The sequence below is a fragment of the Nocardia sp. NPDC003726 genome (genome assembly GCF_053586955.1).
Genome location: NZ_JBSFNF010000002.1, coordinates 93,846 through 118,880 on the forward strand (window position 1 = coordinate 93,846; position 25,035 = coordinate 118,880).

Annotated in this window: 24 protein-coding genes; 12 read left to right on the forward strand and 12 right to left on the reverse strand. The window is 69.9% G+C overall.

The window, feature by feature from the left end; all coding sequences use genetic code 11:
* Positions 1 to 19: 19 nt before the first annotated feature.
* A complete protein-coding gene (locus tag ACWDMM_RS02930; RefSeq protein WP_449935690.1) occupies positions 20 to 829 on the reverse strand; it encodes an MIP/aquaporin family protein in 810 nt (269 codons plus the stop codon).
* Positions 830 to 1,085: 256 nt separating this feature from the next.
* On the opposite strand from ACWDMM_RS02930, the gene ACWDMM_RS02935 reads away from it, so the two are divergent.
* The 3 genes from ACWDMM_RS02935 to ACWDMM_RS02945 are packed head-to-tail and all read left to right on the forward strand — an operon-like array spanning position 1,086 to position 4,307.
* Complete coding sequence (locus ACWDMM_RS02935) at positions 1,086 to 1,850, forward strand: IclR family transcriptional regulator (RefSeq protein WP_195077397.1); 765 nt, start codon at positions 1,086 to 1,088, stop codon at positions 1,848 to 1,850.
* A 48-nt stretch (positions 1,851 to 1,898) separates the two neighbouring features.
* Positions 1,899 to 3,419: a glycerol kinase GlpK gene (gene glpK / locus ACWDMM_RS02940; protein ID WP_357104263.1), complete on the forward strand. Its 1,521-nt coding sequence runs from the start codon at positions 1,899 to 1,901 to the stop codon at positions 3,417 to 3,419.
* A 48-nt stretch (positions 3,420 to 3,467) separates the two neighbouring features.
* The gene (locus ACWDMM_RS02945; protein WP_323123942.1) at positions 3,468 to 4,307 is read left to right on the forward strand and encodes a DUF72 domain-containing protein; all 840 of its coding nucleotides are present in this window, start codon (positions 3,468 to 3,470) and stop codon (positions 4,305 to 4,307) included.
* A gap of 48 nt (positions 4,308 to 4,355) precedes the next feature.
* On the opposite strand, the gene ACWDMM_RS02950 is transcribed toward ACWDMM_RS02945, so the two are convergent.
* The 4 genes from ACWDMM_RS02950 to ACWDMM_RS02965 all read right to left on the reverse strand — a co-directional run bounded on the left by ACWDMM_RS02950 (position 4,356) and on the right by ACWDMM_RS02965 (position 8,020).
* On the reverse strand, positions 4,356 to 4,904 hold the full coding sequence (locus tag ACWDMM_RS02950) for a YceI family protein (RefSeq protein ID WP_195077399.1): 549 nt from the start codon (positions 4,902 to 4,904) through the stop codon (positions 4,356 to 4,358).
* A 68-nt stretch (positions 4,905 to 4,972) separates the two neighbouring features.
* Positions 4,973 to 5,578, reverse strand: a complete 606-nt coding sequence (locus ACWDMM_RS02955; RefSeq protein WP_195077400.1) for an FMN reductase — start codon at positions 5,576 to 5,578, stop codon at positions 4,973 to 4,975.
* On the reverse strand, positions 5,575 to 6,669 hold the full coding sequence (locus tag ACWDMM_RS02960; protein ID WP_195077401.1) for an LLM class flavin-dependent oxidoreductase: 1,095 nt from the start codon (positions 6,667 to 6,669) through the stop codon (positions 5,575 to 5,577). Before ACWDMM_RS02960 ends, ACWDMM_RS02955 begins: the two co-directional genes overlap by 4 nt.
* Positions 6,670 to 6,772: 103 nt before the next feature.
* Positions 6,773 to 8,020 carry an alpha/beta hydrolase fold domain-containing protein gene (locus tag ACWDMM_RS02965; RefSeq protein WP_449935695.1) on the reverse strand — a complete coding sequence of 416 codons (1,248 nt, stop codon included), beginning with the start codon at positions 8,018 to 8,020 and terminating at the stop codon, positions 6,773 to 6,775.
* Between the two features lie 184 nt (positions 8,021 to 8,204).
* Between ACWDMM_RS02965 and ACWDMM_RS02970 the strand changes: the two genes are divergently transcribed.
* Positions 8,205 to 8,738 (forward strand): Rv3235 family protein, encoded by a 534-nt coding sequence (locus tag ACWDMM_RS02970; RefSeq protein WP_357104274.1) that lies wholly within the window; start codon positions 8,205 to 8,207, stop codon positions 8,736 to 8,738.
* A 78-nt stretch (positions 8,739 to 8,816) separates the two neighbouring features.
* Here the strand turns inward: ACWDMM_RS02970 and ACWDMM_RS02975 are convergent, their stop codons facing one another.
* Complete coding sequence (locus tag ACWDMM_RS02975; protein ID WP_357204901.1) at positions 8,817 to 9,413, reverse strand: DODA-type extradiol aromatic ring-opening family dioxygenase; 597 nt, start codon at positions 9,411 to 9,413, stop codon at positions 8,817 to 8,819.
* Between the two features lie 22 nt (positions 9,414 to 9,435).
* Here ACWDMM_RS02975 and ACWDMM_RS02980 point away from each other — a divergent pair, with 22 nt between their 5' ends.
* Positions 9,436 to 9,993, forward strand: coding sequence for a MarR family winged helix-turn-helix transcriptional regulator (locus tag ACWDMM_RS02980; RefSeq protein ID WP_449935698.1), 558 nt, complete (start codon positions 9,436 to 9,438; stop codon positions 9,991 to 9,993).
* Here ACWDMM_RS02980 and ACWDMM_RS02985 read toward each other — a convergent pair.
* Both ACWDMM_RS02985 and ACWDMM_RS02990 read right to left on the reverse strand, forming a co-directional pair.
* A complete protein-coding gene (locus ACWDMM_RS02985) occupies positions 9,927 to 10,835 on the reverse strand; it encodes a cutinase family protein (RefSeq protein ID WP_449935700.1) in 909 nt (302 codons plus the stop codon). The two genes, ACWDMM_RS02980 and ACWDMM_RS02985, sit on opposite strands and share 67 nt — an antisense overlap.
* 222 nt (positions 10,836 to 11,057) lie before the next feature.
* The gene (locus ACWDMM_RS02990) at positions 11,058 to 11,657 is read right to left on the reverse strand and encodes a TetR/AcrR family transcriptional regulator (protein WP_357104283.1); all 600 of its coding nucleotides are present in this window, start codon (positions 11,655 to 11,657) and stop codon (positions 11,058 to 11,060) included.
* A 106-nt stretch (positions 11,658 to 11,763) separates the two neighbouring features.
* On the opposite strand from ACWDMM_RS02990, the gene ACWDMM_RS02995 reads away from it, so the two are divergent.
* Entirely contained in the window at positions 11,764 to 12,783 is a 1,020-nt protein-coding gene (locus ACWDMM_RS02995; RefSeq protein WP_449935703.1) for a crotonase/enoyl-CoA hydratase family protein, read from the forward strand.
* Positions 12,784 to 12,882: 99 nt separating this feature from the next.
* Here ACWDMM_RS02995 and ACWDMM_RS03000 read toward each other — a convergent pair whose 3' ends face one another.
* Complete coding sequence (locus ACWDMM_RS03000; RefSeq protein ID WP_195077407.1) at positions 12,883 to 15,450, reverse strand: MFS transporter; 2,568 nt, start codon at positions 15,448 to 15,450, stop codon at positions 12,883 to 12,885.
* A 9-nt stretch (positions 15,451 to 15,459) separates the two neighbouring features.
* A complete protein-coding gene (locus tag ACWDMM_RS03005) occupies positions 15,460 to 15,957 on the reverse strand; it encodes a MarR family winged helix-turn-helix transcriptional regulator (protein WP_067802854.1) in 498 nt (165 codons plus the stop codon).
* 134 nt (positions 15,958 to 16,091) lie between these two features.
* Between ACWDMM_RS03005 and ACWDMM_RS03010 the strand changes: the two genes are divergently transcribed.
* The 3 genes from ACWDMM_RS03010 (at position 16,092) to ACWDMM_RS03020 (ending at position 19,128) form a co-directional block, all read left to right on the forward strand.
* Entirely contained in the window at positions 16,092 to 16,901 is an 810-nt protein-coding gene (locus ACWDMM_RS03010) for an APH(3'') family aminoglycoside O-phosphotransferase (protein ID WP_357104289.1), read from the forward strand.
* 159 nt (positions 16,902 to 17,060) lie between these two features.
* Positions 17,061 to 17,735, forward strand: a complete 675-nt coding sequence (locus ACWDMM_RS03015; RefSeq protein WP_357104292.1) for a hypothetical protein — start codon at positions 17,061 to 17,063, stop codon at positions 17,733 to 17,735.
* A gap of 118 nt (positions 17,736 to 17,853) precedes the next feature.
* Positions 17,854 to 19,128: a lipase family protein gene (locus ACWDMM_RS03020; protein WP_449935706.1), complete on the forward strand. Its 1,275-nt coding sequence runs from the start codon at positions 17,854 to 17,856 to the stop codon at positions 19,126 to 19,128.
* 96 nt (positions 19,129 to 19,224) lie between these two features.
* On the opposite strand, the gene ACWDMM_RS03025 is transcribed toward ACWDMM_RS03020, so the two are convergent.
* Both ACWDMM_RS03025 and ACWDMM_RS03030 read right to left on the reverse strand, forming a co-directional pair.
* On the reverse strand, positions 19,225 to 20,223 hold the full coding sequence (locus ACWDMM_RS03025) for a phosphotransferase family protein (RefSeq protein ID WP_195077896.1): 999 nt from the start codon (positions 20,221 to 20,223) through the stop codon (positions 19,225 to 19,227).
* Positions 20,224 to 20,276: 53 nt separating this feature from the next.
* On the reverse strand, positions 20,277 to 21,485 hold the full coding sequence (locus ACWDMM_RS03030; protein WP_195077410.1) for an acyl-CoA dehydrogenase family protein: 1,209 nt from the start codon (positions 21,483 to 21,485) through the stop codon (positions 20,277 to 20,279).
* A 90-nt stretch (positions 21,486 to 21,575) separates the two neighbouring features.
* Between ACWDMM_RS03030 and ACWDMM_RS03035 the strand changes: the two genes are divergently transcribed.
* The 3 genes from ACWDMM_RS03035 (at position 21,576) to ACWDMM_RS03045 (ending at position 25,020) form a co-directional block, all read left to right on the forward strand.
* On the forward strand, positions 21,576 to 22,175 hold the full coding sequence (locus tag ACWDMM_RS03035; RefSeq protein ID WP_357204925.1) for a TetR/AcrR family transcriptional regulator: 600 nt from the start codon (positions 21,576 to 21,578) through the stop codon (positions 22,173 to 22,175).
* Positions 22,176 to 22,653: 478 nt separating this feature from the next.
* The gene (locus ACWDMM_RS03040; RefSeq protein WP_357204928.1) at positions 22,654 to 24,216 is read left to right on the forward strand and encodes a hypothetical protein; all 1,563 of its coding nucleotides are present in this window, start codon (positions 22,654 to 22,656) and stop codon (positions 24,214 to 24,216) included.
* Between the two features lie 198 nt (positions 24,217 to 24,414).
* Complete coding sequence (locus tag ACWDMM_RS03045; protein WP_195077413.1) at positions 24,415 to 25,020, forward strand: ClpP family protease; 606 nt, start codon at positions 24,415 to 24,417, stop codon at positions 25,018 to 25,020.
* Positions 25,021 to 25,035 lie beyond the last annotated feature (15 nt).

Consider the following 25,035-nt stretch of genomic DNA (forward strand, 5'->3'; position numbering starts at 1 on the left):
TATTGGACGAGAGAAGGATTCAGAACAGGAACTGCGCGGCGAGTCCGGCCAGCGCGCCGCCCAACAGCGGGCCGAACACCGGCACCCAGGCGTAACCCCAGTCGGAGTCCTTGCCGCGCGATTCGGTGTCGGCCGATTCGGCCGGTGCGGGGGCGCCCGCGCCGACCGGGACCAGGACCGCTTCGGCGTGGGCGGGTTTGCTCACCGGCAGCAGCGCGTGCGCGATGCGCGGACCGAGATCGCGGGCGGGGTTGATGGCGTATCCGGTCGGTCCGCCCAGCGAGGCGCCGATGCCGACGACCAGCAGCGCGGCGGCGGCCGGGCCGAGCCCGCTCGGAGTGTGACCGAAGGTGAGGATCACCAGGACGAGGGTGAACGTGCCGATCACCTCGGTGACGAAGTTCCAGCGCAGGGCGCGAATCGCGGGGCCGGTGGCGAACACCGCGAGCTTCTTCTCCTCGTCGGTCTCGGCGTCGAAGTGGCGCTTGTAGGCCACGTAGGCGACGGTCGCGCCGAGGAACGCGCCGGCGAATTGGCCGCCGAGGTAGGCGAGCGTCGTCGATCCGGAGATCGCGATGCCGGGGGCGAACTCATCGGCGCCGCTGAACAGGATGCCGACGGTGACCGCGGGATTCAGGTGACCGCCGGTCTTGTAGGCGACGTAGACGCCCGCCAGGACGGCGAACCCCCACCCCACGTTGATCAGCAGCCAGCCGCCGTCCAACCCTTTGGATTTCGCCAGCAATACGTTCGCGACCACACCGACCCCGAGCAGCACCAGCACGCCTGTGCCGAGTGCTTCGCTGAGGAAGATCGAGCCGAAGTTCATCGTTGAGCCTCCGTTCGCCCCACAGGTCGCGGACGCGACCGTGCGTGAAACGGAAATTACGGCGGGACGCGAAACCCGGATACCGCTGCCGTTCGACATTGTCGAACGCCTCGACTGGTTGCCGGAAGGCGGCGCCGCTACCGTGCGACCCGCGAGGAGGATGTATGGCGCAGCTCACACTGGGTTTCGATGATGTTGCCCAGGTATTACCAATCGTTCGACATTGTCGAATCACGACGCGGGTAGGTTGTCCGATATGCCGGGTGCGATCCAATCGATCGAGCGGGCGGCGGCCGTGCTGCGGCTGCTGGCCCGTGGTTCCGGGCGGCTCGGCGTCGGCGACATCGCGGGCGCGCTCGATCTGCCGAAGCCGACCGCGCACGGCATCCTGCGCACCCTCCACGGCGTCGGTTTCGTCGAACAGGACCCGGCCACCGGCAAGTACCAACTGGGCGCGGCGCTGCTGCACCTGGGCACCAGCTACCTCGACGCGAACGAGTTGCGCTCCCGCGCGATCAACTGGGCCGACGCACTCGCCGCGCGCACGGGCGAGTCGGTGCGGATCGGTGCGCCGATGGACGGCGCGGTGGTCGTCGTGCATCACGTGTTCCGCCCGGACAACACCCAGCAGGCGCTCGAACTCGGCGAACTGCTGCCGCCGCACGCCACCGCGCTGGGCAAGGTCCTGCTCGCCTACGACACCGACCTGGCCGCCACGACGCGCCGCGCCGAGCTGGCCCCGCTCACGCACCGCACCCTGGTCGACCGCGCCGCGCTCGCCAGGGCGCTCGGCGGCGTCCGGCAGGCCGGATGGGCGGGCGACACCGAGGAATTCCGTACGGGCGAGGCGGGAATCGCGGCGCCGATCCGGGCCCCCGGCGGGCTCGTGGTCGGCGCCATCGGCATCACCGGCGCCGTGGACCGGCTCTGTGACGCCCAGTTGCGGCACCGGCCCGCGCTGGTCGGTCAGGTGCTCGACGCCGCACGGGCGGTGTCGCGTGATCTCGCTGCCGGGGACTGACTTTCGTCCCGGCGGTGACCAGCCGATGCCGAGCAGGAGCAGCCGAGCATGAAGCAGCGTTACGTGCTGGCCATCGACCAGGGCACCACCTCCACGCGGTGCATTCTGTTCGACCAGCGTGCCCGGCTGGTCGGCGTCGCGCAGCGCCCGCACCGGCAGCACTATCCGCGGCCGGGCTGGGCCGAGCAGGACGCGCTGGAGATCTGGCGCAACGTCGAGCGCATCGTGCCGCAGGCCCTGCGGGATTCCGGCGTGACCGCCGACCGGATCGCCGCGCTCGGCATCGCCAATCAGCGCGAGACCACCGTGGTGTGGGACCGCCGCACCGGCACGCCGATCGGGCGCGCGATCGTCTGGCAGGACGTGCGCACCGAGGAACTGGTCCGCGACCTGGAGCGCAAGCCGGGCTCGGAAAGGATTCGCGAGCTGTGCGGCCTACCGCTGGCCAGCTACTTCGCCGCCCCACGGCTGCGCTGGATGCTGGACTCGGTGCCAGGACTGCGCGAGCGCGCCGAGCGCGGCGAAGTGCTGTTCGGCACCATGGAGACCTGGCTGATCTGGAACCTCACCGGTGGCCCCGACGGGGGGCTGCACCGCACCGACGTCACCAACGCCAGCCGCACCCTCCTGCTGAACTTGCGCACCCTCACCTGGGACGACGAACTGCTGGAGTTTTTCGGCATCCCCGCACGCATGCTGCCGAGCATCCAGCCTTCGACCGCGTCCTACGGCAGCACCCGCCGGGTGGTGCCCGGTATCCCGATCGCCGCCGCGCTCGGCGACCAGCACGCCGCGCTGTTCGGCCAGACCTGTTTCGCGCGCGGGGAGACCAAGTGCACCTACGGCACCGGCGGTTTCCTCATGATGAACACCGGGCGTGACCTGGTGCGCTCAGAGCACGGGCTGCTCACCACGATCGGCTACCAGATCGGCCCGGAGCCGGTCTACGCGCTGGAGGGTCCGATCGCGGTCACCGGCTCGCTGGTGCAGTGGGTGCGCGACAACATCGGGCTGGTCACCAGTGCGCCGGAGATCGAGACCCTCGCGCGCACGGTCGAAGACAACGGCGGCTGCTACGTCGTGCCCGCGTTCTCCGGTCTGTACGCGCCGCATTGGCGCAGCGACGCGCGGGGCCTCATCGCCGGACTGACCTCCTACATCACCAAGGGCCACATCGCACGCGCCGTGCTGGAGGCCACCGCCTGGCAGACCCGCGACGTGGTGGAGGCGATGAACGCCGACTCCGGCCTGCAAGCGGCGGCACTGCGCGTCGACGGCGGGATGACCTCGAACAACCTGCTCATGCAGATCGTGGCCGACGTCTTGGACGTGCCGGTGTCGCGTCCGTTCGTCGCCGAGACGGTCTCGCTGGGCGCGGCGTACGCCGCGGGGCTTGCCGTGGGATATTGGCCCGACCTGGAAGGCTTGCGCAACAACTGGCGCCTTGCCGCCCAATGGGTTCCGCGGATGGACCCGCAGCTGCGCGAGGACGAGTACGAGAACTGGAGACGCGCGGTGGAGTTGACGTTCGGCTGGGTGCGGTCGAGGAATCGGGCGGCGCGGCGGTGAGTTCGGCGACCGGTCGCCGTGTCGGGGGCGTGGGTTAGCGTCGAAAGCATGCGGCTTCACGTGGGATGTGCGATGTGGGCGCACGCGGCCTGGCAGGAACGGCAGCTCTCCGCAGGGGAGCGGCTGCGCTGGTACGCCACGTGGTGCAACGCGGTCGAAGGCAATACGACGTTCTATGCCACGCCGTCGCGGCGAACGGTCGAATCCTGGGCGGGGCAAAGCGATCCCACGTTCCGATTCGTGCTCAAGTTGCCCAAGCCGATCACCCACGAACGCAGGCTGACCGGCGTCGAGGAGCAGCTGCGGTCCTTCCTCGCCGCGATGGAGCCGCTCGGCGAACGCATCCACGCCCTGTGGGTGCAGTTGCCCGGTTCGTTCGGACCCACCGATCTCGGTGTGCTGGCCGGGTTCCTGCGACAACTACCGCGCACCTACCGGGCCGCCGTCGAGGTACGGCACCCCGCGTTCTTCGAAGACGAGCAGGCGGCGCGCAGGCTGGAATACGTGCTGTCCAGGGTCGGCGCCGAATGGGTGCCGTTCGACACCACAGTGCTTTTCGACGGTCCGCCCACCAGCGCGGCGGAACAGGAAGCGGCCGCGAAGAAGCCGCGGGTGCGCCGCCGGATGCGGGCGCTGACCGAATACCCGATCGTGCGGTACCACGGCCGCGACGACGTCCGGCGCACCGTCGAGGGCTGGCGGCCATGGGTCGGCACGGTCGCCGAGTGGCTGCGGGAAGGCCGCTCGCCCACGGTGTTCCTGCACACGCCGGACAACGCGGGCTCGCTGGAGCTGGCCCGCCGTTTCCACGACGAGGTCAGAGCCAGGCTGCCCGAGCTGGAACCCCTGCCGCAGCCGGCCGCCGCCGAGCCGATGACGCTCTTCTGACCAAAAACGCCTCCCGCGCCGGCATCCGAGCGCGGGAGGCGCCGGGGATCAGGCCTGCAGGCCGACCTCGACCTCCAGGGTGAGGGTGATCTTGTCGCCGATCACCGCGCCGCCGTCGGGCAGCGGCATGTCGATGGTGATGCCGAAGTCGCGGCGGTTGATCACGGTCTTGGCCTCGAAGCCCGCGACCGGCCCGTTGCCCATGCCCGGGTTGACGCCGAGGAACTCCACGTCGAGCGATACCGGCTTGGTGACGCCGCGAATGGTGAATTCGCCGTCCACCACGAAATCGTCGCCGTTCACCCGGAAACCGGTGGACTTGAACGTCGCCACCGGGAACTGCTCGGCCTGGAAGAAATCCGCGGTGCGCAGGTGGGCGTCGCGCTGTTCGTTGTCGGTGGTGACCGAGTCGACCCGGATCTCGGCCTCGGCCGAGGCGCTGCCGTCCTCGCCGATCACCAGCTTGCCGGAGAAGTCGGTGAAGCGCCCGCGCACCTTGCTGACCATCAGGTGGCGCACCGAGAAGCCGAGGGTGGAGTGGGCGGGGTCGATGGCCCAGGTGCCCGCGGTCAGCGCGTTGGTGGTTCCGGTCGACATGTCGTGCTCCTTGTTGGTTGAGAATTGAACTAGTTGCGGGTGGGTGGGGCGGATCGGTCGGAAGAAGATCAGTGCGTGCCGAGCAACTGTGCGAACGGCACCGGGTCCTCGTACGGATCGGCGGCACGCGGTCGCGGCCGCTTGGTCAGCTGAGCGGCGAATTCCGCTGCGGCGCGCTCGATTCGGGAACTCAATCCCTGCGCTGTCGCGGACGCCCAGTCTTCGGAGGCGGCGTAGACGGCGGTGGGCGTGACCACCGCGCGCAGGTAGCTGAACATCGGTCGCAGGGCGTGTTCCAACGCGAGGGAGTGGCGCGCCGAGCCGCCGGTCGCGCCGAGCAGCACCGGCATCCCGGCCAGCGCGTCCGGGTCGAGCACGTCGAAGAACGTCTTGAACAGGCCGCTGTAGGAGGCGTTGAAGATCGGCGTGACGGCGATCAGGCCGTCGGCGCCGGTCACGGTGTCGATCGTCGCTCGCAACCCGGTCGGCGCGAATCCGGTCAGCAGGTTGTCGGCCAGATCCCTGGCGTGCTCGCGCACTTCGACCACGTCGACGGTCACGTCCGCGCCGGACGCGGACAGCGCGGCGCCGGTCGCCGCGGCGAGCCGATCGGCCAGCAATCGGGTCGACGAGGGCTGCGACAGGCCGGCGGATACGACGGCGATGCGGGTCATCGGGTCGCCTCCACGGCGGCGTCGCGGGCGGCGACCAGGCTCGCGTGCGTCGGAGCGTCCGGCACGTGCGCCGGGCGCAGGGCCGCGAATTCCTTGCGCAGCACCGGCACCACTTCCTCGCCGAGCAGGTCGAGCTGCTCCAGCACGGTCTTCAGCGGAAGGCCCGCGTGATCCATCAGGAACAGCTGGCGCTGGTAGTCGCCGAACGTCTCGCGGAAGGTGAGCGTCTTGTCGATGACCTGCTGCGGGCTGCCCACGGTGAGCGGAGTCTGCTCGGTGAACTCTTCCAGCGACGGGCCGTGCCCGTACACCGGCGCGTTGTCGAAGTAGGGGCGGAACTCACGCACCGCGTCCTGAGAGTTCTTGCGCATGAACACCTGTCCGCCCAGGCCGACGATCGCCTGATCGGCGGAGCCGTGGCCGTAGTGCTCATAGCGCTGCCGGTACAGCCCGATCAGCCGCTGGAAGTGCTCCTTCGGCCAGAAGATGTTGTTGGCGAAGAAGCCGTCACCGTAGTAGGCCGCCTGCTCGGCGATCTCGGGGCTGCGGATCGAGCCGTGCCAGACGAACGGCGGGACGTCGTCCAGCGGACGCGGGGTCGAGGTGAACGACTGCAAGGGCGTGCGGAACTTGCCTTCCCAGTCGACCACGTCTTCGCGCCAGAGCCGGTGCAACAGGTGGTAGTTCTCGATCGCCAGGGCGATGCCGTCGCGGATGTCCTTGCCGAACCACGGGTAGACCGGCCCGGTGTTGCCGCGACCGAGCATGAGGTCGACGCGCCCCTCGGCCAGGTGCTGCAACATCGCGAAGTCCTCGGCGATCTTCACCGGATCGTTCGTGGTGATCAGGGTCGTCGCGGTGGAGAGCTGGAGCCGCTCGGTCCGCGCCGCGATGTAGCCGAGCATGGTCGTCGGTGACGACGGCACGAACGGCCGGTTGTGGTGCTCGCCGGTGGCGAACACGTCCAGCCCGACCTCCTCGGCCTTGCGCGCGATCGTCACCATGGCGGTGATGCGCTCGTGCTCACTCGGCGTCCGGCCGGTCGTGGGGTCGGTCGTCACATCGCCGACCGTGAAGATTCCGAACTGCACGACGCCTCCTTCGTTCTTCAGTCTGACTCAATTTGGTGGATATGGCAACCAAAGGAACCGGATGGCGTGCGCCGGTATTCCCCGCCCGTCGGTGTGGCGTGGGTTACGGCAGGTATTCCGCCAGCCAGGTCTTGGTGAGTTCGCGCGTGACCTGCGCGCCGGTGTCGAGTTCGGTGGTGCCGAAGGCGTGTTCCAGGAAGGGCAGCTCGACGTAGCGCTGCGGGACGCCCGCGGTCTCCAGCGCGGCGGCGTAGGCCGCGGTGTGCTCGGCGAGCACCAAGTGATCGCTCGCCCCCTGGATCAACAGGGTGGGCGGGGAGGCCCTGGTGACGTGCGGAGCGGAGCTCGTCGCGGTGTAGCGCTCGGGGTACTGCTCGGGCGTGCCGCCGAGGTACTGCCGCGCCGCGTCGACGCCGAGGGCGGTCTCGGTGCCGGACGCGACGAGATCGACCGCTGGATACAGCGCGATCGCGGCGCGCACCCGCGGCAGCTCCGCGGCGCTGCCGCAGCTGGGCCGCAAGGCGCCCGCGTTGATCTTGTCGGCGACATTGACGGCCAGATTGCCGCCCGCGGATTCGCCGAAGGTGGCGACCCGCCGCATGTCCCAGTTGTACCGCTGCGCGTTCGCGGCGGCCCAGGTCAATGCGCAGGCGACGTCGGCGTCCGCGGTGTCCCAGCGGTGGTCGGCGGCGCCGGAGAGCCGGTAGTCGACGTCGATGACGGCGTATCCGTTGCCGGCCAGCCACGAGGTGTAGGCGTCGGTGCCGCGGCTGCCGGTGACGAACGCGCCGCCGTGAATGCTCACCACCAGCGGTGCGGGTGCCGATCCCGGTGCGGGCAGGTACAGATCCGCTTCGATCGGCTGCCCGTCGAGGGTCGCGTAGGTGACGGTCTCGTCGGGCGGGTCGCCGACCGCGCGGAACGGGACGGCCGGAGCGAACGGAACCCAGACGCCCGCCGCGTCGTGCGCCGCGAACACCAGCGTCGCGCTGGTCGCGACCGACAGCGCCAGCCCGGCGACGGCCACGCCGGTCACCGTGCCCGCCAGCCGCCTTCCCCGCTCGCCCGAGCGAAGCGCCGCCAGCGCGAGCCCGGTCGCGACCACGGCGAGCGCCATGTTCCACGAGCCCAGCGCGTCACGGACCGCGCCGAGCAAGAGCACCGCCGACTGCGCGATCGCGTTGCCCAGCAGCGGCATCGTCCAGGAAACCGGCAGGATCGCGAGCACTTGACCGAGCGCGAGATACACCGCGAGCGCTCCGGCGAGAACCAGCAGCGCGAGGCGTGCCGGGCGACGCGAGGTCGCGGGCTTTCCGGGAACGGTCACATCCGCTCCTCGCTCGTCGGTCATCCAGGTCTCCGCTTTCCGGTCGGGGCTGCCTGCCCCTCCAACCTAGGTCGGTCTTCGTGCGCGCCGGATCCGGGTGTCGCTGTGTCCGACGGAATCGGGTAGCCGACTACGCGCGATTTCCGGTGGCCCGCCCGCAGAATCGGTCGCCACAGGATCTCGACCATCGGGTTTCGAAGGGATTGGCATGGCTGGTTATCACGATTGGTTGGCGCCCGCTCCGAATCCGGAGCCCCCCTTGGACAGCAGCAGGCGCGCCGAGGCACGCGCTCCCGAACCCGTCCGGGCGCTACCGTGCCGCGCGCGGCCGCGCGCCGGTTCGGGCCCGGCGAGTGCCGGGGTGCGCCGCGCGGTGCGGGGAAGTCATGCGTCCGCGGCGCGGGCGGGGGACGAAATCGGATCGTCCGCACGGCGGTTCGCCGAGTCGGCGGTGCGCATCGCCCTCGAGGTGTTCGACCGCAGGAGACCCGTGCCGCAACTGGCCGTGGTCGCCGACGCCACGGTCGTCGCCGCGGTGCGCACGTTGCTCGACGCCGGTCTCGTGCCGGGTCGCGGCCTCGGCGTCGCGGTGCCGATCCGGGTGAGCGTGGTGCTCGTCGACGCGAGGACCGCCGAGATCTTCGCCGCTTACGCGCGCGGCGGACGCCGCTTCGCGTTTGCCGGGCGCATCGTGCGCGGCCGCTCGGCCGGCTGGCGGCTGACAGCGCTGCGCATCCGGTGACGCCGTGCGCGGCGGTACGCACCACCGCCGCGCTCACCAGCGGGACGACTTGCATACCGCGGAGGCGGGGATCGGCGGTCAGCCGAGCTGGACGATCGTCGCGCCATGTCGAACCAGTAGCCGTCGATGACGGTGCGCAGCGTTCCGAGGTCCTCCTCGCCCGCGCCGAGCGCGACGAACAGCGGTGCGAAGTGCTCGGCACGCGGGTGGGTCAGGCGGTCGGCGGGCGCCTTGCGCTCGAAATCGAGCAGCGCGTCCACCATCGCCCGCGGCCAGCGCCTCGCCGCCCCAGGCATCGAATTCGGCGGTGAAGGAGTGCGCCTGCTCGTCGTCGGACGTCATCGCGCGCAGGTTGTGGGTGAAGAAACCGCTGCCGACGATCAGCACGCCCTGCTCGCGCAGCGGCGCCAGTTTCCGGCCGATGTCCAGCAGCGCCCTCGGGTCCAGCGTCGGCATGGACAGTTGCAGCACCGGCACGTCGGCGTCCGGGTACATCTGTCTCAGCGGCACGTAGGCGCCGTGGTCGAGGCCGCGCTCCGGCACGTCGGCCACGGCGACGCCGGGTCCGCGCAACAGGTCTCGCACGCTCTCGGCCGGCTCCGGCGCACCCGGCGCGGGATAGCGCACCTGGTAGTAGCGCTCGGGGAAGCCCCAGAAGTCGTAGACCAGCGGCACCGTCTCGGTGGCGCCGAGCGCGATGGGTGCGGCTTCCCCGTGCGCGGAGACGATCGGCGGAGGCGTGGAGACCAGGTGGCTGAACGCGCGTGAGACGCAGGTGTGGCACAGCTTCCTCGCGGCGGGCGCGCTGGTCGGCCGTGAGGTGGAACGGCAGCTCGAGCGGGAAGGGCTGTCGCACACGCAATACGAGGTGCTGGTGCGGCTCGCCGACGCGCCGGAGGGCCGCCTGCGGATGACCGAACTGGCCGACGCGCTCTACACCTCGAAAAGCGGGCTGACCTACCAGGTGACCCAGCTGGAGAAGGCCGGATTGCTGATGCGCGAGACCTGCCCTACCGACGTGCGCGGCGTCATCGCCGTGCTCACCGCCGCGGGCCGGGAACGGCTGGCGCAGATCGCCGGAGCATGTCGCGACCGTTCGCCGAGTCGTCGTCGACGTGCTCAGCGCCGCGCAGCAGACCGCCGTCGCGGAAGGGCTCGGCGAGGTCGCGCGCCGGCTCGCCCCCTGACTCAGGCCAGCGACGCGAGCCAGTCGTGCATCCACGTCAGCGCGGTCGCCCTGCCGTCGACGCGGTAGCTGCCGTAGGCGGTGTGCGCCTCGGAGCGGTAGAACTCGTCGAGCAGCCGGGCGCGTTCCTGGTTCGCCGACTCGGACAATTGGCTCTGCAGCAAGGGGATTCCGCCGTTGGACATCAGATCGCCGACGATGGCGCCCATTTCCAGCTGGTAGCGCCAGAGATCGGCGGGATCGGGATGGGACGTCTGGGCCAGGAAGCCGGCGAAGCGGGTCACGAAATCGTCCGAGGCCGTGGCGCAGTACAGGTCGCCGACCGCGCAGATGGTGCGGGTCTGCGGGGTGACCCAGCCGAAGCCGCCGATGCGGGGACCGCCCGCCCCCGCGCCGCCCACCGGCGGACCCACCAGCGCGTCGGTGGGGGAGCGGCGCGGGTCGGAGATGAGCCCGACCGCCGCGATGCGCTGCGGCGGCACGACGCCGAGCCCGGTGCCGATCTCGGCGGCGAGATCGCCCGCGGCGTCGGCGCCCTGGCTGTAGCCGAGCAATGCGATCTTGGTCGCGCCGCACGCCCTGGCCATCGCCCCGGTCATGCCGCGCGCGTTGTCGACGGCCTCGCGTTTGGAAGCGCCGTAAACCTCGCTCTCCCAGGGGAAAGCGGTCGCGGCGTAGCTGACGTAGTCCACCCGCACCGAGGGCGGCAGTCCGTTGGTGACTCCGGCCAGCATGCCAGGGCCGGGGCGCTCGCCGTCCGGCCGATCGGTGGTCTCCCAGGTGCCAGGGATGGCCACCACGTACATGCTCGGGCACTCGGGCTCGGCGACGGCGGGCCCGCTGCCCGTTCCGACGCACGACAGCGCCATCACCGTGAAACCGATGGCCGCCGAGATCAACTTCGATCGCATGGCGTTTGCTCCTGGTAGTACAGGCGCCGCAGGCGCTCCCCGGCAGGAATCGGCCTCCGCCGGGCGCCGTGCGGTGGTCGAACCCGGCCCCGTCGAAGGCTGCATTGAGACTCGATGGTCTCAAAGTGCAGCCAGGATAGCGAGACTGTGTGAGACAGCACAATCCAGACTGTAAGTGATGCACATCACACTCGGTCCGACTGTGCCGACGCTCCCGGATTGCTAAGTGTCCTGGGCGAGTAGGACCGCCATGGCCTGCGCCCATCGGTCGATGGTTGCCCTCGCGGCGCGCTCGGAGGTGCGCAGCGGGCGGGACATGGCGGTGCCGCGCAGTATCGCGATGGTGAGATCGCGGACGGCCGGATAACCCGGATGGGCGATGAGCTCCGGCCCGAACAGCCCGTCCACCACGCGCCGTAAGTCGCGCCCGGCCGCGCGTTCGGCCGCGCGCAACGCCTCGGCAAGCGCCGGATCGGTCCGCGCGGCCGTCCAGAGTTCGAACTCGGCTTGCGCGGCCGGCCGCGCCATCGACTCGTACAGGGCGGTCAAGGCCCGCAGCACCGGATCGGCCCCGTCGCCGAGTCCGGCCGCGACCTCGCGCACCGCCGCTTCGTTGCGCGCGACCAAATGGCCGACCAATGCGGTGATCAGCGCGCCGAACGTCGGGAAGTGGTGCAGCAGCGCTCCGCGGCTGACTCGCGCGGCGCGCTGCACGGACAGGGTGGACAGCGCCCGGTAGCCCTGTTCGGCCAGCAGGTCGGCGGCGGCGTCGAGGATGCGAGCGCGGGTCGCCCGCTTCTGCTCCTCGCGTAGTCCGGCCATTCCCCGGCTCCCTTCGTCGGCGCGGCATTTCACAGTCAATATTGACTGTGAAACCACGGTTGCGCCAGACTGCGGGGACGGGTTCCGCAGCGTCGAAGGGAAAGCGATGACCGACAGTGACATCCAGGCCGATGGCGGCGCGGGCGCGTGGTATCGCGGGTGGACCGAGCAGCCGGACTCGCCGTGGGCCGGACGCCCCGACCCGGACGACGCACGCGAGTACCGGACGCTGACCTACGAGCGGGACGGCCGCATCGCCCGCATCACCTTCGACCGGCCGGAGAAGGGCAACGCGATCACGCCCGACACGCCGAACGACCTCGCGCACGCGGTGGAACGCGCGGATCTGGACCCGCGGGTGCACGTGATCCTGTTGTCCGGGCGCGGCAAGGGATTCTGCGGCGGATACGACCTGAGCCTGTTCGCCGAGCAGAGTTTCGCGGTGGCGGGCGGCCCCGGCGACGCGGCGGGGACGGTCGTCGATCCGGTGGTGCAGGGCCGCAATCACGACCCGGCGCGCACCTGGGACCCGATGATCGACTACGCGATGATGAGCCGGTTCAATCGCGGTTTCGCCAGCCTGATGCAGGCGAACAAGCCGACCGTGGCCAAAGTGCACGGCTTCGCCGTGGCGGGCGGCAGCGACATCGCTCTGTTCGCCGATCAGATCGTCTGCGCCGACGACGCCAAGATCGGCTATCCGCCCACCAGGGTCTGGGGCGTCCCCGCCGCGGGCATGTGGGCGCACCGCCTCGGCGACCAGCGCGCCAAGCGCCTGCTGTTCACCGGCGACTGCCTCACCGGCAGGCAAGCGGTGGAATGGGGCCTGGCGATCGAATCCTGGCCCGCCGACGAACTCGACGCGCGCACCGAGGAATTCGTCGCGCGGATCGCGCGGATGCCGGTCAACCAGCTGATGATGGCCAAATTGGCGCTCAACTCGGCACTGTACGCCCAGGGCGTGGCGAACTCCGGCATGATCAGCACGATCTTCGACGGCATCGCCCGGCATACCACCGAGGGTTACGCCTTCCAGACCCGCGCCGCCACCGCCGGTTTCCGCGCGGCGGTCCGGGAACGCGACGAACCGTTCGGCGACCACAAACGCGACCGGTCCGAGGGATGACACCCTGCTGAGACGTCCGAACTTCGGATCAACGGGCGCGAACGGCGAGGGGCGGTGGTCGGGTGACCACCGCCCCTCGCGCGTACTCGGCAGAATCCGTCAGCGGACGGGCGGGACCTTCCCGGTCGCCTCGTCCTCGATGTCGTAGCTCAGCCGCACATCGTGGGCCACCTCGCCTCCGCTCACCGTGATCCGGCTGGTGACCGCGGGGTAGCCGCGTGCGACGACGGTGTAGTCGCCTTCGGCGAGATCCGTGACGACATAGCGGCCGTTCTCGTCGGTGCGCGTCGTCGCGGTCAGGACGCCCGCCGCGTCGAGCACGCTGATCTGCACGTCCGCGGCCGCACGGCCGCCGTCCGACCACGCCGACCCGGCCAGCACCGCCATCGGCGTGAGATCGATGTCGTGGTGCAGCAACCCGCTGTCCGGCACGGTCAGCGCGGACGCGCTCGGACGCATGTGCTCGGCGACCGCGACGACGGTGTAGGTGCCCGGCACCACGCCGTGGCACACGTAGCCGCCGTCGGCGGCCGCGGTCGCGGATCCGACGACCTCGCCGTCCAGGTCGGTCAGCGTGATGGTCGCGCCGGGCAGCGGCTCGCCGAGAGTGCTCGACCGGACCACGCCGGAGACCTCGCCGGAGCCCAGCAAGGTGATGTCGCATTGCTGCGGCCGGTCTGCGACGGTCACGTTCACCGCGGCGGGCTGATGCCCGGCGGCCGACACGATCAGCACGTAACTGCCCGCGTCGGGCGCGCCGACGAGGTAACTGCCGTCCGCGCCGCCGCTCGTGCGCGCGGCCTGCCGCCCCTGATGGTCGATCAGCGTCAACGCGGCAGCCTGCACCGGCCTGCCGTCCTCGCGATGGACATAGCCGCTGAGCGAACGGCCTTCGTACTCGGCGCCGTCGAAACTCGCTCGCGGCTCGCGCAGGTATGCGCCGTTGCCCGCGGCATCACTCGAGCCGTAGCCGCCCGCGGCTGCGGCGAGCACCGGTTCCGGCTCCGACAGCGCCTGCGCGGCGCCCTCCCACACCTGATCCGCGTCCCAGTGCGACTCGGCGGCGCCGGTCTTCTCGACCGGCGTCTGCGCGACCGGCGCCGGAGCGTCCTGGAGCGGAATCTCCTTCATGAACATCAGCACCACGCAGGCCAGCAGCGCGACCCCGCCCGCCGCGTAGAACACGCCGTGCATGGAGTCGGTGAAGCCGGTGAGGATCGGCACCTTCAGCGCGTCGGGCAGCGCCGCGATGCCGCTGGTGTTGGACTGCATGCCGCTGAGCTGATCGGCGCCGAACCCGGGCGGCAGCGCGCCGCCGAACGCGTCGGTGATCCGGTGCGGCAGCAGGTTGAACAGGATGGTCAGGAACACCGCGACGCCGAGCGTGCCGCCCATCTGCCGGAAGAACGTGGCCGACGCGGTGGAAACTCCCATGTCCGAGCGCGGCCCGGCGTTCTGCGCGGCGATGATCAGCGTCTGCATACAGCAGCCGAGCCCGAGCCCGATCAGTCCGCCGATCGCCAGCGGCTGCCACAGCGGGCTGTCGTACTGCACTTGCGCGTACAGGACCGCGCCGACCGCGACGATGAACGTGCCCGTCACCGGCAGGATCTTGTAGCGGCCCGTGCGCTTGGTGATCCGCCCGGCCGCCTGGGAACCGATCGTGATGCCCAGCACCAGCGGCAACATCAGCAGGCCCGCCTTCGTGGGTGAATAGCCCCGCACCACCTGGAAGTACTGCGGCACCATGGTGATCGCGCCGAACATCGCGACGCCGACGATGAACCCGCCCGCGATGGTGACGCTGAAGGTGGAGTTCTTGAACAGCCGCAGCGGAATCAGCGCCGAGTCCTTCATCAGGAACTCGACCGAGACGAACAGCAGCAGGCCCGCCGCCCCGATGCCGTAGCAGAGCAGCGACCGGTGCGACGACCAGCCCCAGTGCCGTCCTTGCTCGGCGACGATCAGCAACGGAACGACGCAGATCGTCAGCGTCAGCGCGCCGAACCAGTCGATCCGGTGGCGCTGGCGCTGGTGCGGCACGTTGAGCACCTTGGCCACCACGAGCAGCGCGAGCAGGCCGACCGGGACGTTCACCAGGAACACCCACCGCCAGCCTTCGATGCCGCCGAGTTCCTCGTAGTCGGAGAAGAAACCGCCGAGCACCGGGCCGAGCACCGTCGCCGTGCCGAACACCATCATGAAATAGCCCTGGTAGCGCACCCGTTCGCGGACCGGGACGATGTCGCCGATGATGGTGAACGCCAGCGACATCAGCCCGCCCGCGCCCAAGCCCTGGAACGCGCGGAATGCCGCGAGCTGGTACATCGAGGTGGCGAAGGTGCAGGCCACCGAGCCGATGACGAACAGCCCGATCGCCGTGAGATAGAAGGGCTTGCGGCCGTAGATGTCGGCCAGTTTGCCGTACAGCGGCGTGGTGATCGTCGCGGTGATCAGGTAAGCGGTGGTCGCCCATGCCTGTTCGTCGAAGCCGTGCAGGCTGTTGGCGATCTTGACGATCGCGACGCTGACGATGTTTTGGTCGAGCGCGGCCAGGAACATGCCGAGCAGCAACCCGGACAGGATGGTCAGGATCTGCCGGTGCGACAGTGACGTGTCCGCGGCTGCGTCCGGGTTCCGCGGAGCCCGGGTGGTGGAAGTCGTCATGAATGAGCCCTATTTCGGATCGGCTGGGTGTCGGGTGGTGGTCTCTATTCCTGCGGTGAGCCGGTCGAGCAGCGCGGTCAAGGTGTCGCGGTCCGGTGCGGGCCAGTCGGCCAGGATGCCGGCCAGCCATCGGTTGCGCTGCGCGCGATTCTCCTCGAAGACACGAACGCCCTCCGCGGTGGCGGCGAGCACGCACGCGCGGCCGTCGACCGGGTCGGCCCGGCGCTCGACCAGGCCGTGCGCCACGAGTTGTCTGCTCTGTCTGCTGATGGTGGACGCCTCGGCGTGCAGCAGTTCGGCGAGCCTGCCCGCGCGCTGCGGTCCGTCGTGCACGAGCGAGAACAGCACGGTGTAGGCGAGTCGCTCCAGCCCGTCCGGTCCCGGCCGGACAGGTTGCCATTTCGCCCGGTTGACCGCGCGCATGAACCGGACCAGCCGCTGACCGAGTTCGTCGGCGGCCGCTAGTTCGGCCGCCGTGATCTCGTGCTCGCGAGCGGTTGCGGACATGACACTCACCTCGACGTTCCCCACCGGCAGATTGATTAGCAACTACAACTAGTTGCTTTAAGCAACTATACCTCCCGGTTGCCGGAGTTCTGCGAGGTGGGTCACGCTGCCCTCGCGTTGCTACCGTCGATGGCGTGTCCGAGTCGCTTCTTCGCTTCCGTGCCGCCTTGCCGTCCGATTGCCGCTGGGAGCCGGTCGGCGGCGGAGCGTCCGGCGCCGAGGTGTTCCGGTCCGAAGACGCGTCCCGCTACGCCAAGTGTGTCGACGCCGGACAGATCGCCGCCCTAGCGCTGGAGCGGGACAAGGTCGCCTGGCTCGACGGCCACGAAATCCCCGGCCCCGAGGTGCTGGACTGGCGGGCCGACGACAACGCAGCCTGCCTGGTCACCAGCGCCGTCCGCGGCGTGCCCGCCGACACTGTCTGCGCGCAGACGCTCACCCGCGCCTGGGAATCCATCGCGGACGCGGTGCGACGCCTGCACGATGTGCCCACCGAGGAGTGCCCGTTCGATCGTGGCCTGGCACGCATGTTCGCCATGGCCCAGGACGTGGTGGTGCGGGGCGCGGTGCACACCGAATTCCTCCCGGAGGAACAGCAGGACATTCCGCCCACCGTCCTGCTCACCAGGCTGGCCGGTGAGCTGGAGCCGAGGATGACCACGGAGTTCGCCGAAGCCGTTGTGTGCCACGGCGATCTGTGCCTGCCCAACATCATCCTCGATCCCGAAACGCACACCGTCGCCGGTTTCGTCGACCTCGGGCGGCTCGGCATCGCCGACCCGTACGCCGATATCGCCCTGCTGCTGGCCAACTCCAGGGAGTCGTGGCAGGACGAGCAGCGCGCCGCGCACGCCGACCGAATCTTCGCCGAACGCTACGGCATCGATCTCGACCGCGATCGTCAGCGCTTCTTCCTCCATCTGGATCCGCTGACCTGGGGGTAGCTCGATCAGGGGAACCGCCCTCCGGCATTTCGGCCTTGTCTGTTGAGCATTCGACCGACAGAATCCGGAGAAATATGCAATGTTGTTATTGCGCAACGGCATTGAGAGGGAACCCACGGCGGCCGAATAGGCGCCGGTAAAAGGGGGTGCGGCGAGATCATGTCGTCGAACACGTCCGAGCCCGGCGGCCGACGCGCCCGCCGAGGCCAGGTCAGGGCCGAACGCGTGCCCACGTGGCCCGGGATGATCTCCGCCCACGAGCCGCCGCCGCGCGGGGAACGCGACCGGCGCCGGGCCCACCGCGCTCGGCGCCGTGCTCGGCGTGGCGCGCGCCGCGCCTGGCTGGTCGGCGGCGCCGCATCGGCCGCCTCGCTCGCCGCCGCCGCGCTGGTGCTGGTCTACACCGATGCCGCCTCCGCGCCGCGGCAGTCGGCCACGGTGGCCGACCCGGTCCTCGGCGGCGGGCCCGGTTGCGAGCCGACGCGTGGCGCGCAGTTGGTGCGCGGCAACGGAACCGGCTCCACCGCGTCGGGCCCGGATGTGATCCTGGCCTTCCAGCACGCCTATTACGTGACCCGGTCGGGAGCGGTGGCGCGGTCGCTGACGCTGCCGGACGCCGTGGTGCCACCGGTCGCCGTGATCGACGCGGGCATCGCTTCCGTTCCCACCGGGACGCAGCACTGCGTCATGATCACCCCCATGCTGGACGGACGTTACGACGTGGTCATCACCGAGCTGCGCCCCGACGCGACCAGCCGCACCTACCGTCAGTTCGTCACCGTGGTCACCGCCGACGACGAGTCCACCATCAGCAAGATCACCGCACCGAACTGAGCGCGGTACTCCCGATGCGCCGTTCGGGCGCGGGGACTTTGGCTACGATGCCACTGCCGGAGCGGTCGATCGGCGCGAAACGCAGTGCGGAAGCGGTCGAGCCAAGGGGAGGTCGTCGATGGTGTTCACACGGTGCTGCGCGGTTGTCGGAACGGCTCTCTCGGTGCTGCTGGCGGCACCGGGCCCGCCGGCGCAGGCGGAGCCGGATGTCCCGGTGGTGACGGATCCGCCGCCGCCGGAGCAAGACCCCTTCTATCGGCCGCCCGCCGAGCTGGTCGGCTCCCAACGGCTCGGCGGGATTCTCGCCGCCCGGCCGATCACCGTCGCCGACCAGCTGCCCGCGGGGCTGGACACCGAGGCATGGCAGATCTCCTATCGGTCGAACAACAGCGCCGACCAGCCGATCGCCGCCGTCGCGACGTTGCTGAAACCGCGTGCGGCGAACGGGAAGCTGGTGTCGCTGCACGCCGCCGAGGATTCCACCGGGCTGTTCTGCGCGCCGTCCTATACGGTGCGTCGGTCGATGCCTTCCGGTCTGCTGGACGGGCAGATCGATCAGTTGCGTAGCGCTCCCGCGCTGTTGGCGCAGGGGTGGACGGTCGTGGTGCCGGATCATCAAGGGCCGAACTCGGCGTTCGCCCACGGCCCTCTGGCCGCGCGGATAGCACTGGACGGCATTCGCGCCGCACAGCGGTTCGGTCCGGCGGGACTGCCGGGACCGGACACCCAGGTGGCGATGTGGGGCTATTCCGGGGGCTCGGTTCCCACGCTGCACGGCGCCGAGCTGCGCAGCTCCTACGCGCCGGAGTTGCATCTCGTCGGCGTCGTCTCCGGCGGTACCGACGTCGACCTCGAGGCCTTGTCGCTGGCGGCGAACAAGGGGCCGGGCGCTGGCCTGGTCGCGGCCGCCGTCATCGGTCTCGCTCGCGAGGAACCGGAACTGGACGCCTACCTGCGGGCGAACGCCACGCCGCTGGGACGGCGGTTGCTGGAGGCGAAGGACAACGGGTGCGTGCTGTACCAAGCCGCGACGGAGCCGTTCCTCGACATCGACAGCCTGGTCCACGGCGGTCTGCTGCGCACGCCGGTGCTGCGCGCGGTCTTCGAGCGCACCAGAATGGGCAAGTCGGCGCCCGACGCCCCGGTCTTCCTCTACCACGCGACCGCGGACTGGCTCGTCCCGATCGGTCCCGCCGACGCGCTCGCCGCCACCTATTGCCGCGACCCCGCCGCGCGCGTCACCTACATCCGTGACCACGCGAGCGAACACCTGACCCTCAACACCCTCGCCGAGCCGAGCGTGCTCGCCTGGCTGCGCGACCGATTCGCGGGGGTGCCGGTCGAGCAGGGCTGCTCGGTCAGGGATATGGGGTCCATCGTGCTCGGACGATGACGCGGGCTGTGCAGTCGGCGTGGAAGCAGGAACCCACCGGAAGCGCGGCTCAGCCCACGCGGGCCGGGATCATCGGCTTCCGGGCAGAGGACGACGTCAATCGAGCCCAGCGACCTTCCTGCAGCGCCATTCCAGGTAGTTGATCAGCATCCAGAAGTCCTTGAACGCCGGGTTCGTGGTCTGCCCGTGGTGATAGCGGTAATAGATCTGCTGGGCGATGACGGCCAGCCGGAACAGGCCGAAGACCTCGTAGAACGGCCAGTTCTCTGCGGAGCGGCCGGTGCGCGCGCAATAGTGTTCGACGATCTGCGCGCGGGTCAGCATGCCGGGCAGGTGACTCGGCTGACGACGCGAAGCCCGCATGACCTCGTCGTCGTCGGCCTGCACCCAGTAGGCCAGCGCGCCACCGAGATCCATCAGCGGATCGCCCAGGGTCGCCATCTCCCAGTCGAGCACGCCGACGATCGCGCCGGAGCCGGACGGATCCAGCACCAGATTGTCGAGCCGGAAGTCGTTGTGGATGACGGTGGTGGCGACGTCCGCGGGCTGATTGGCGTCGAGCCAGGCCATCACCGCTGCGAAGTCGCTGACATTGTCGGTGCGAGCGTTCACGAAGCGCCGCGACCAGCCCGCGACCTGGCGGCCGACATAACCCGCGCCTTTGCCGATCTCGGTGAGACCGGCCGCCTCGGGGTCCACCTGGTGCAATTCGATCAGGCAGTCGAAGGCCGCGGTGGACAACCGCTTCGCCTGCTCGGGGGACAGGACGGCGCCCTCTGGCAGATCGCCGCGCAGGATCGTCCCCGCCACGCGTTCCATCACATAGAAATCGCTGCCGATCACGTCCGGATCGGCGCACCGGGCCACCATCCGCGGCACGTAGCGGTAATGCGGACGCAACCGCTGCTGCACCAGGAATTCCCGGCCCATGTCATGCGCGGAAGCCGCCTTGGTTCCGCTCGGCGGGCGGCGCAGGATCAGGTCGCGATCCGGGTAGCGCAGCAGATACGTCAGATTGGACGCGCCTCCGGAGAATTGGCGCACCTCGGGCGGACCGCTCAGTCCGGGCACCCGTTCGGCGAGCCAGGCGTGCATGGCGGCGACGTCGAAGGCGTCCTCCGCGCGGACGGCGGTGGCCTCCGCGGCAGTCACCGGTCGTTCCCGTACTTGCGCAACTCCTGACGGGCGATCACGCCGAGGTGCACCTCGTCGGGACCGTCGGCGAAGCGCAGCGAACGAATGCCCGCGAACGCGCGCGCCAGCGGAAAGTCGTCGGAAAGCCCGGCGCCGCCGTGCAACTGCATCGCCATGTCGAGCACCTCTTGGGTCATCCGCGGCACGACCGCCTTGATCTGGGAGACCTCGCTGCGCGCTCCCGCCAAGCCCTTGGTGTCCAGCAGCCAGGCGGTGTGCAGGACGAGCAGCCGCGCCTGATCGATCGCGACGCGCGCGTTGGCGATGCGCTCGCGGTTTCCGCCGAGGTTGGCCAGCGGCTTGCCGAACGCGGTGCGCGACAGCGCGCGACGGCAGGCCAGTTCGAGCGCGCGCTCGGCCAGGCCGATGGCGCGCATGCAGTGGTGGATGCGGCCGGGGCCGAGGCGGCCCTGCGCGATCTCGAAGCCTCGCCCAGGCCCGGCGATCACGGCGTCCAGCGGCAGGCGCACGTCGGTGAAGGTGACTTCGCCGTGGCCGAAGGGTTCGTCCAGGTAGCCGAAGGTGGTGAGCATCCGTTCGACCCGCACGCCCGGGGTGTCCAGCGGCACCAGCACCATCGAGTGCCGCTGGTAGGGGTGCGCCTCCGGATCGGTGAGGCCCATGAAGATGACGAACTTGCAGTTCGGATGGCCGACGCCGGTGCTCCACCATTTGCGGCCGTTGAGCACGATCTCCTCGCCGTCCACCACGGCGGTGGCGGCCATATTGGTCGCGTCCGAGGAGGCCACCTCGGGTTCGGTCATGCAGAACGCCGAGCGGATCGTGCCGTCCAGCAGTGGCCGCAGCCACTGCTGACGCTGCTCGGCGCTGCCGTAGTGCAGCAGGACCTCGGCGTTGCCGGTGTCGGGCGCGTTGCAGTTGAACACCTCCGGCGCCCACCCGGAACTGCCCATCGCCTCCGCCATCGGGGCGTACTCGACGTTGCTCAGCCCGGCGCCGAGTTCCGGATCGGGCAGGAAGAGGTTCCACAGACCCGCGTCCCGCGCCTTCTTCTTGAGCTCATCGACCACCGGAGGGACCGCCCACGGCGACTCCCGCAGGGCGGCGGCGTGCTCCTCGTCGCGCGGCTCGATCTCCTCGCGCACGAATTGCCGCACCTGGTCGGTGAGGCGGACGGCTCGGTCGGAATGCGTGAAGTCCATACCCATCCTCGAGGTCTGCTGAGCATTGCTCAACTTCCGGTCCGGTCATTGGTAGCATATTATTGAGCATTGCTCAATAGAGGAGGGTGGATGACCGAGGTGGCCGTGGAGCCGGGTGGCCGCCGCTCGGCGGACGACCGGCGCAGGCAACTGATCGGGATCGGTCTCGGCATGCTGATCGACCGGCCGTGGCACCAGATCACCGTCGACGCGGTCGCACAGCAGGCGGGCATCTCGCGCGGACTGCTCTTCCACTACTTCCCGACCAAGCAGGACTACTACGCGCAGCTGGTCCGTGCCGCGTCGCAGCGATTCCTGCGCGCCACCGGCCCTGATCGCGACGCCGCCGACCCGCTCGCGTCGATGATCGCGAACTTCGTGAGCTACATGCGCAGGCGCAGTGGACCGCTGGTGGGGCTGCTGCGCGCCGCGGGGCAGGACCCGGTGCTCGAGTCGATCATGGAGCGGATGCACGACGAACTGACCGATCGGGTGTTCGCCGCGCTCGGCAGGCCCGCGCGCTCGACCGCGGAGCGCCTGGTGGTGCGATCGTGGTGGGCGATGGCCGAGGACCTCACGGTGCAGTGGCTGTCCCGCGACGACGTCGACCAGGATCGGCTGGACCCGCTGTTGTTCGACACGTTGTCCCGGGTGCTCGACTCGGTGGAACCCGTGATCGATCCCGAGTGAGTGGTTCGCATTCCTGGGATCGCCCCGCGCAGCACCCGACCGGGGCTAGGTGTTTCGCGCTCGGCCCCTGAGTCGCGCTGCGGCATAGCCGAATCCGCGATCCGTATGGTCGTGCGCCGGAATGTACGGCGGGCTCATAGATGAAATACCCAGCGTGATCGGCCCGGTGCCGCCGAGGGGCGAATCTCGGCGGCACCGGCGTATCCGAACGCGCTGCGGGAGCGCACGCGCCGCCGCGAAGGGAAAGCGCGCACGTTCAGCATAGAGCGATCAATGGTCCGCTGCGCGGCGGAAGGAAGTGCCTGCGCCCGCCGGGAATCACGACCCGTCGCGTGTGTCGTGCGCGGCACGCCGAATAGTTTTGCGAGATGGCAAATGAACAGTTTCGCCAGTAGCGGTGGATCGACTATGAATAAAACGTGCCGTTGCCATACGTGATCACTTGTCTGCCATCGCGTCTCCCGTGCGGGGAGCGCTGATGGTCATCGAACATCCCATCGAGGACGAGGTTACACAGCTGGCGAGGCGGGTCGAGAAGGCCCGTGGACGGCTCGCCTACCAGTTCGATCCCGCGCTCACGGAGGCGTTGTCGGAGGACGAACTGTATGCCGAACGTGAACTCGCCGAACGGATTCGCACCCAGGAGCGCGGACAGCGCTGGAAGGAGGCGCAGGCGGCTGCCGCGGCATCCGACCGCGCCAGGCAGACCACCGAAGCGATCGAGAAGGCCGACATGCGAGACCTCCTGCTCGCCCGCAAGGCGATTGCCGCGCAACGACGCGAATCCAGCCCGCATGCGAAGCTGGCCTCGCTGTATCGGCATCGGTCCTGGTCGCTGCGCGCGCTGGCGGGTGTCGTCGCGGCGGGCATGCTGTGGTCGGCGGTCAACGTCCAGCACAACATCGCTCCCGGCGGCGCGACCGATCCGCTGTACTGGTTCAGCTACCTGCTCGAAGGCATGATCAGCGTCTGCCTGATCATCATCATGATCGGCACCAACAAGGTCGCCGAATGGGGCGTGGTGGACAACCGCCGCCAGGTCGCGGCCGCCGAGGTCGCCCTGCTTGCCCTCACCGTCAGCCTCAACACCTATCCCTACCTGCGCGCGGGCGCCTGGTACGACGCGGCCGTGCACGCCATCGCGCCGGTGATGATCGGTGTCGCGCTGCTCATCCACGACGCCGCGAGTGCCCGCTACGGCCTCGCCATCGCCAGGGCCACCGAGCAGGTCCGCGATCTGCCCGACCCGGCCGAGCAGATCCGGCTCACGCTGCCGCGATACCGCATGCCGGCCGCGCCCGAGGCGCCGAGCGTGCCGCACGAACAGGTGCACCAGCAGCCGGAGCCCGTGGTGGCGGCGCCCCCGGTGCAGACCGTCGAGCAGGAGGTGGTCGAGGTCGCCGAAACGCAGTTCCCGTCGGAGGTTCCCGACGAGCAGCCCGTGGCCACGGTGAAAGCCGAGAAGAAACGGCCGCCCGTCGAGGCCCCGCGCAAGCCGGTGCTGCCCGAGTCCATCGAGGATCTCGACGCGATGGAAGCCTTCACGTCGCCGGTGCGGGTCAAGGACGCCGACACCATCCTCACCAATGGCGGTGCGCCTGCCGCCAACGGGAAGAAGCTCGCCGCGGCCGAGCCCGTCGCGCCGGTTCCGGCCGCCAAGTCCGAGGACCGGCCCGCCGCGCGCGTGCCCGCCGAAGAGCCCGCCCCGGCGAAGGTGGTCGTTCGGCAGACGCCGCAGGCCACGCCGCGCCCGGCGGTGTCCGAGACCGAGGCCGCGACGGCCGAGATTCCGGCCGTCACCCGCCAGCCGCTGGCCGATGTCAAGAGCGACAGCACGATGCCGGAGCCGAAGAACGGCAAGGACATTCCCAAGCCCGACGTCGCGCAGCCGCCCACAGCCCGCCCGCCGGACATCTACGACACCGGTTCGTTCCGCGTCGCCGACATCCTCGAGCAGGAACTCGCCGAACTGCAGGCCGAACGCCGTCGCGCCCGCACCAGCAGGCAGCGTTCCGCCTCGACCGCCGGTCGCGAGTCCTAGCGATCCCGTCCCGGCCCCGAGATGCCCGCCCCGCGCTGCACGCGCCCGGCGGGCATCGCCGTCTTCGCGGCCGGCATCATCCGGGGCTCCACGGATTTCGGGGACGCCGTTCATGATCGGTCGCTCGACTGCTGAGAGCGGATCTGCCCAGGGCAGCAAGGGTGCGGTCCGGCGTCGCGGGTACGGCACGGTGGAGCCATGGCTCACGATGACAAGACTCCGATGTTCAGCTGGCGGGCCCGCGAGCAACTGCTCAGCCGCCGCATAGTCGTGCTCGACGGCGCGCTCGACGACGACAACGGGACGCTGCTGATGACCCAGCTGCTCACCCTCGCCGCCGAGGATCCCGAGGCGGGTATCTCGCTGTGGATCCATTCGCCGGGCGGATCGGTGCCCTCCATGCTCGCCATCCGCGACGTGATGCGGCTGGTGCCGTGTGAAGTCTCCACGCTCGCGCTCGGATTGGCTTGCAGCGCGGGTCAATTCCTCTTGTCGTCGGGTAGCAAGGGGAAGCGTTTCGCGTTGCCGCACGCCAGGGTGCTGATGCACCAGGGATCGGCGGGCATCGGCGGCACCGCGGTCGACGTCGAGGTGCAGGCCGACGATCTGCGCTACACCGTGGACACGGTGCTGGGGATCATCGCCGAGGACACCGGCCAGCCGTTCGACCGGATCTACGAGGATTCCCTGCACGACCGCTGGTTCACGGCCGCACAGGCCAAGGAGTACGGCTTCATCGACCACATCGTCGACTCCTTCGGACAGATAGTCCCCCAACGCCAGCGCATCGGGATCTCGGCATGAACGGTCAGGCCCGGA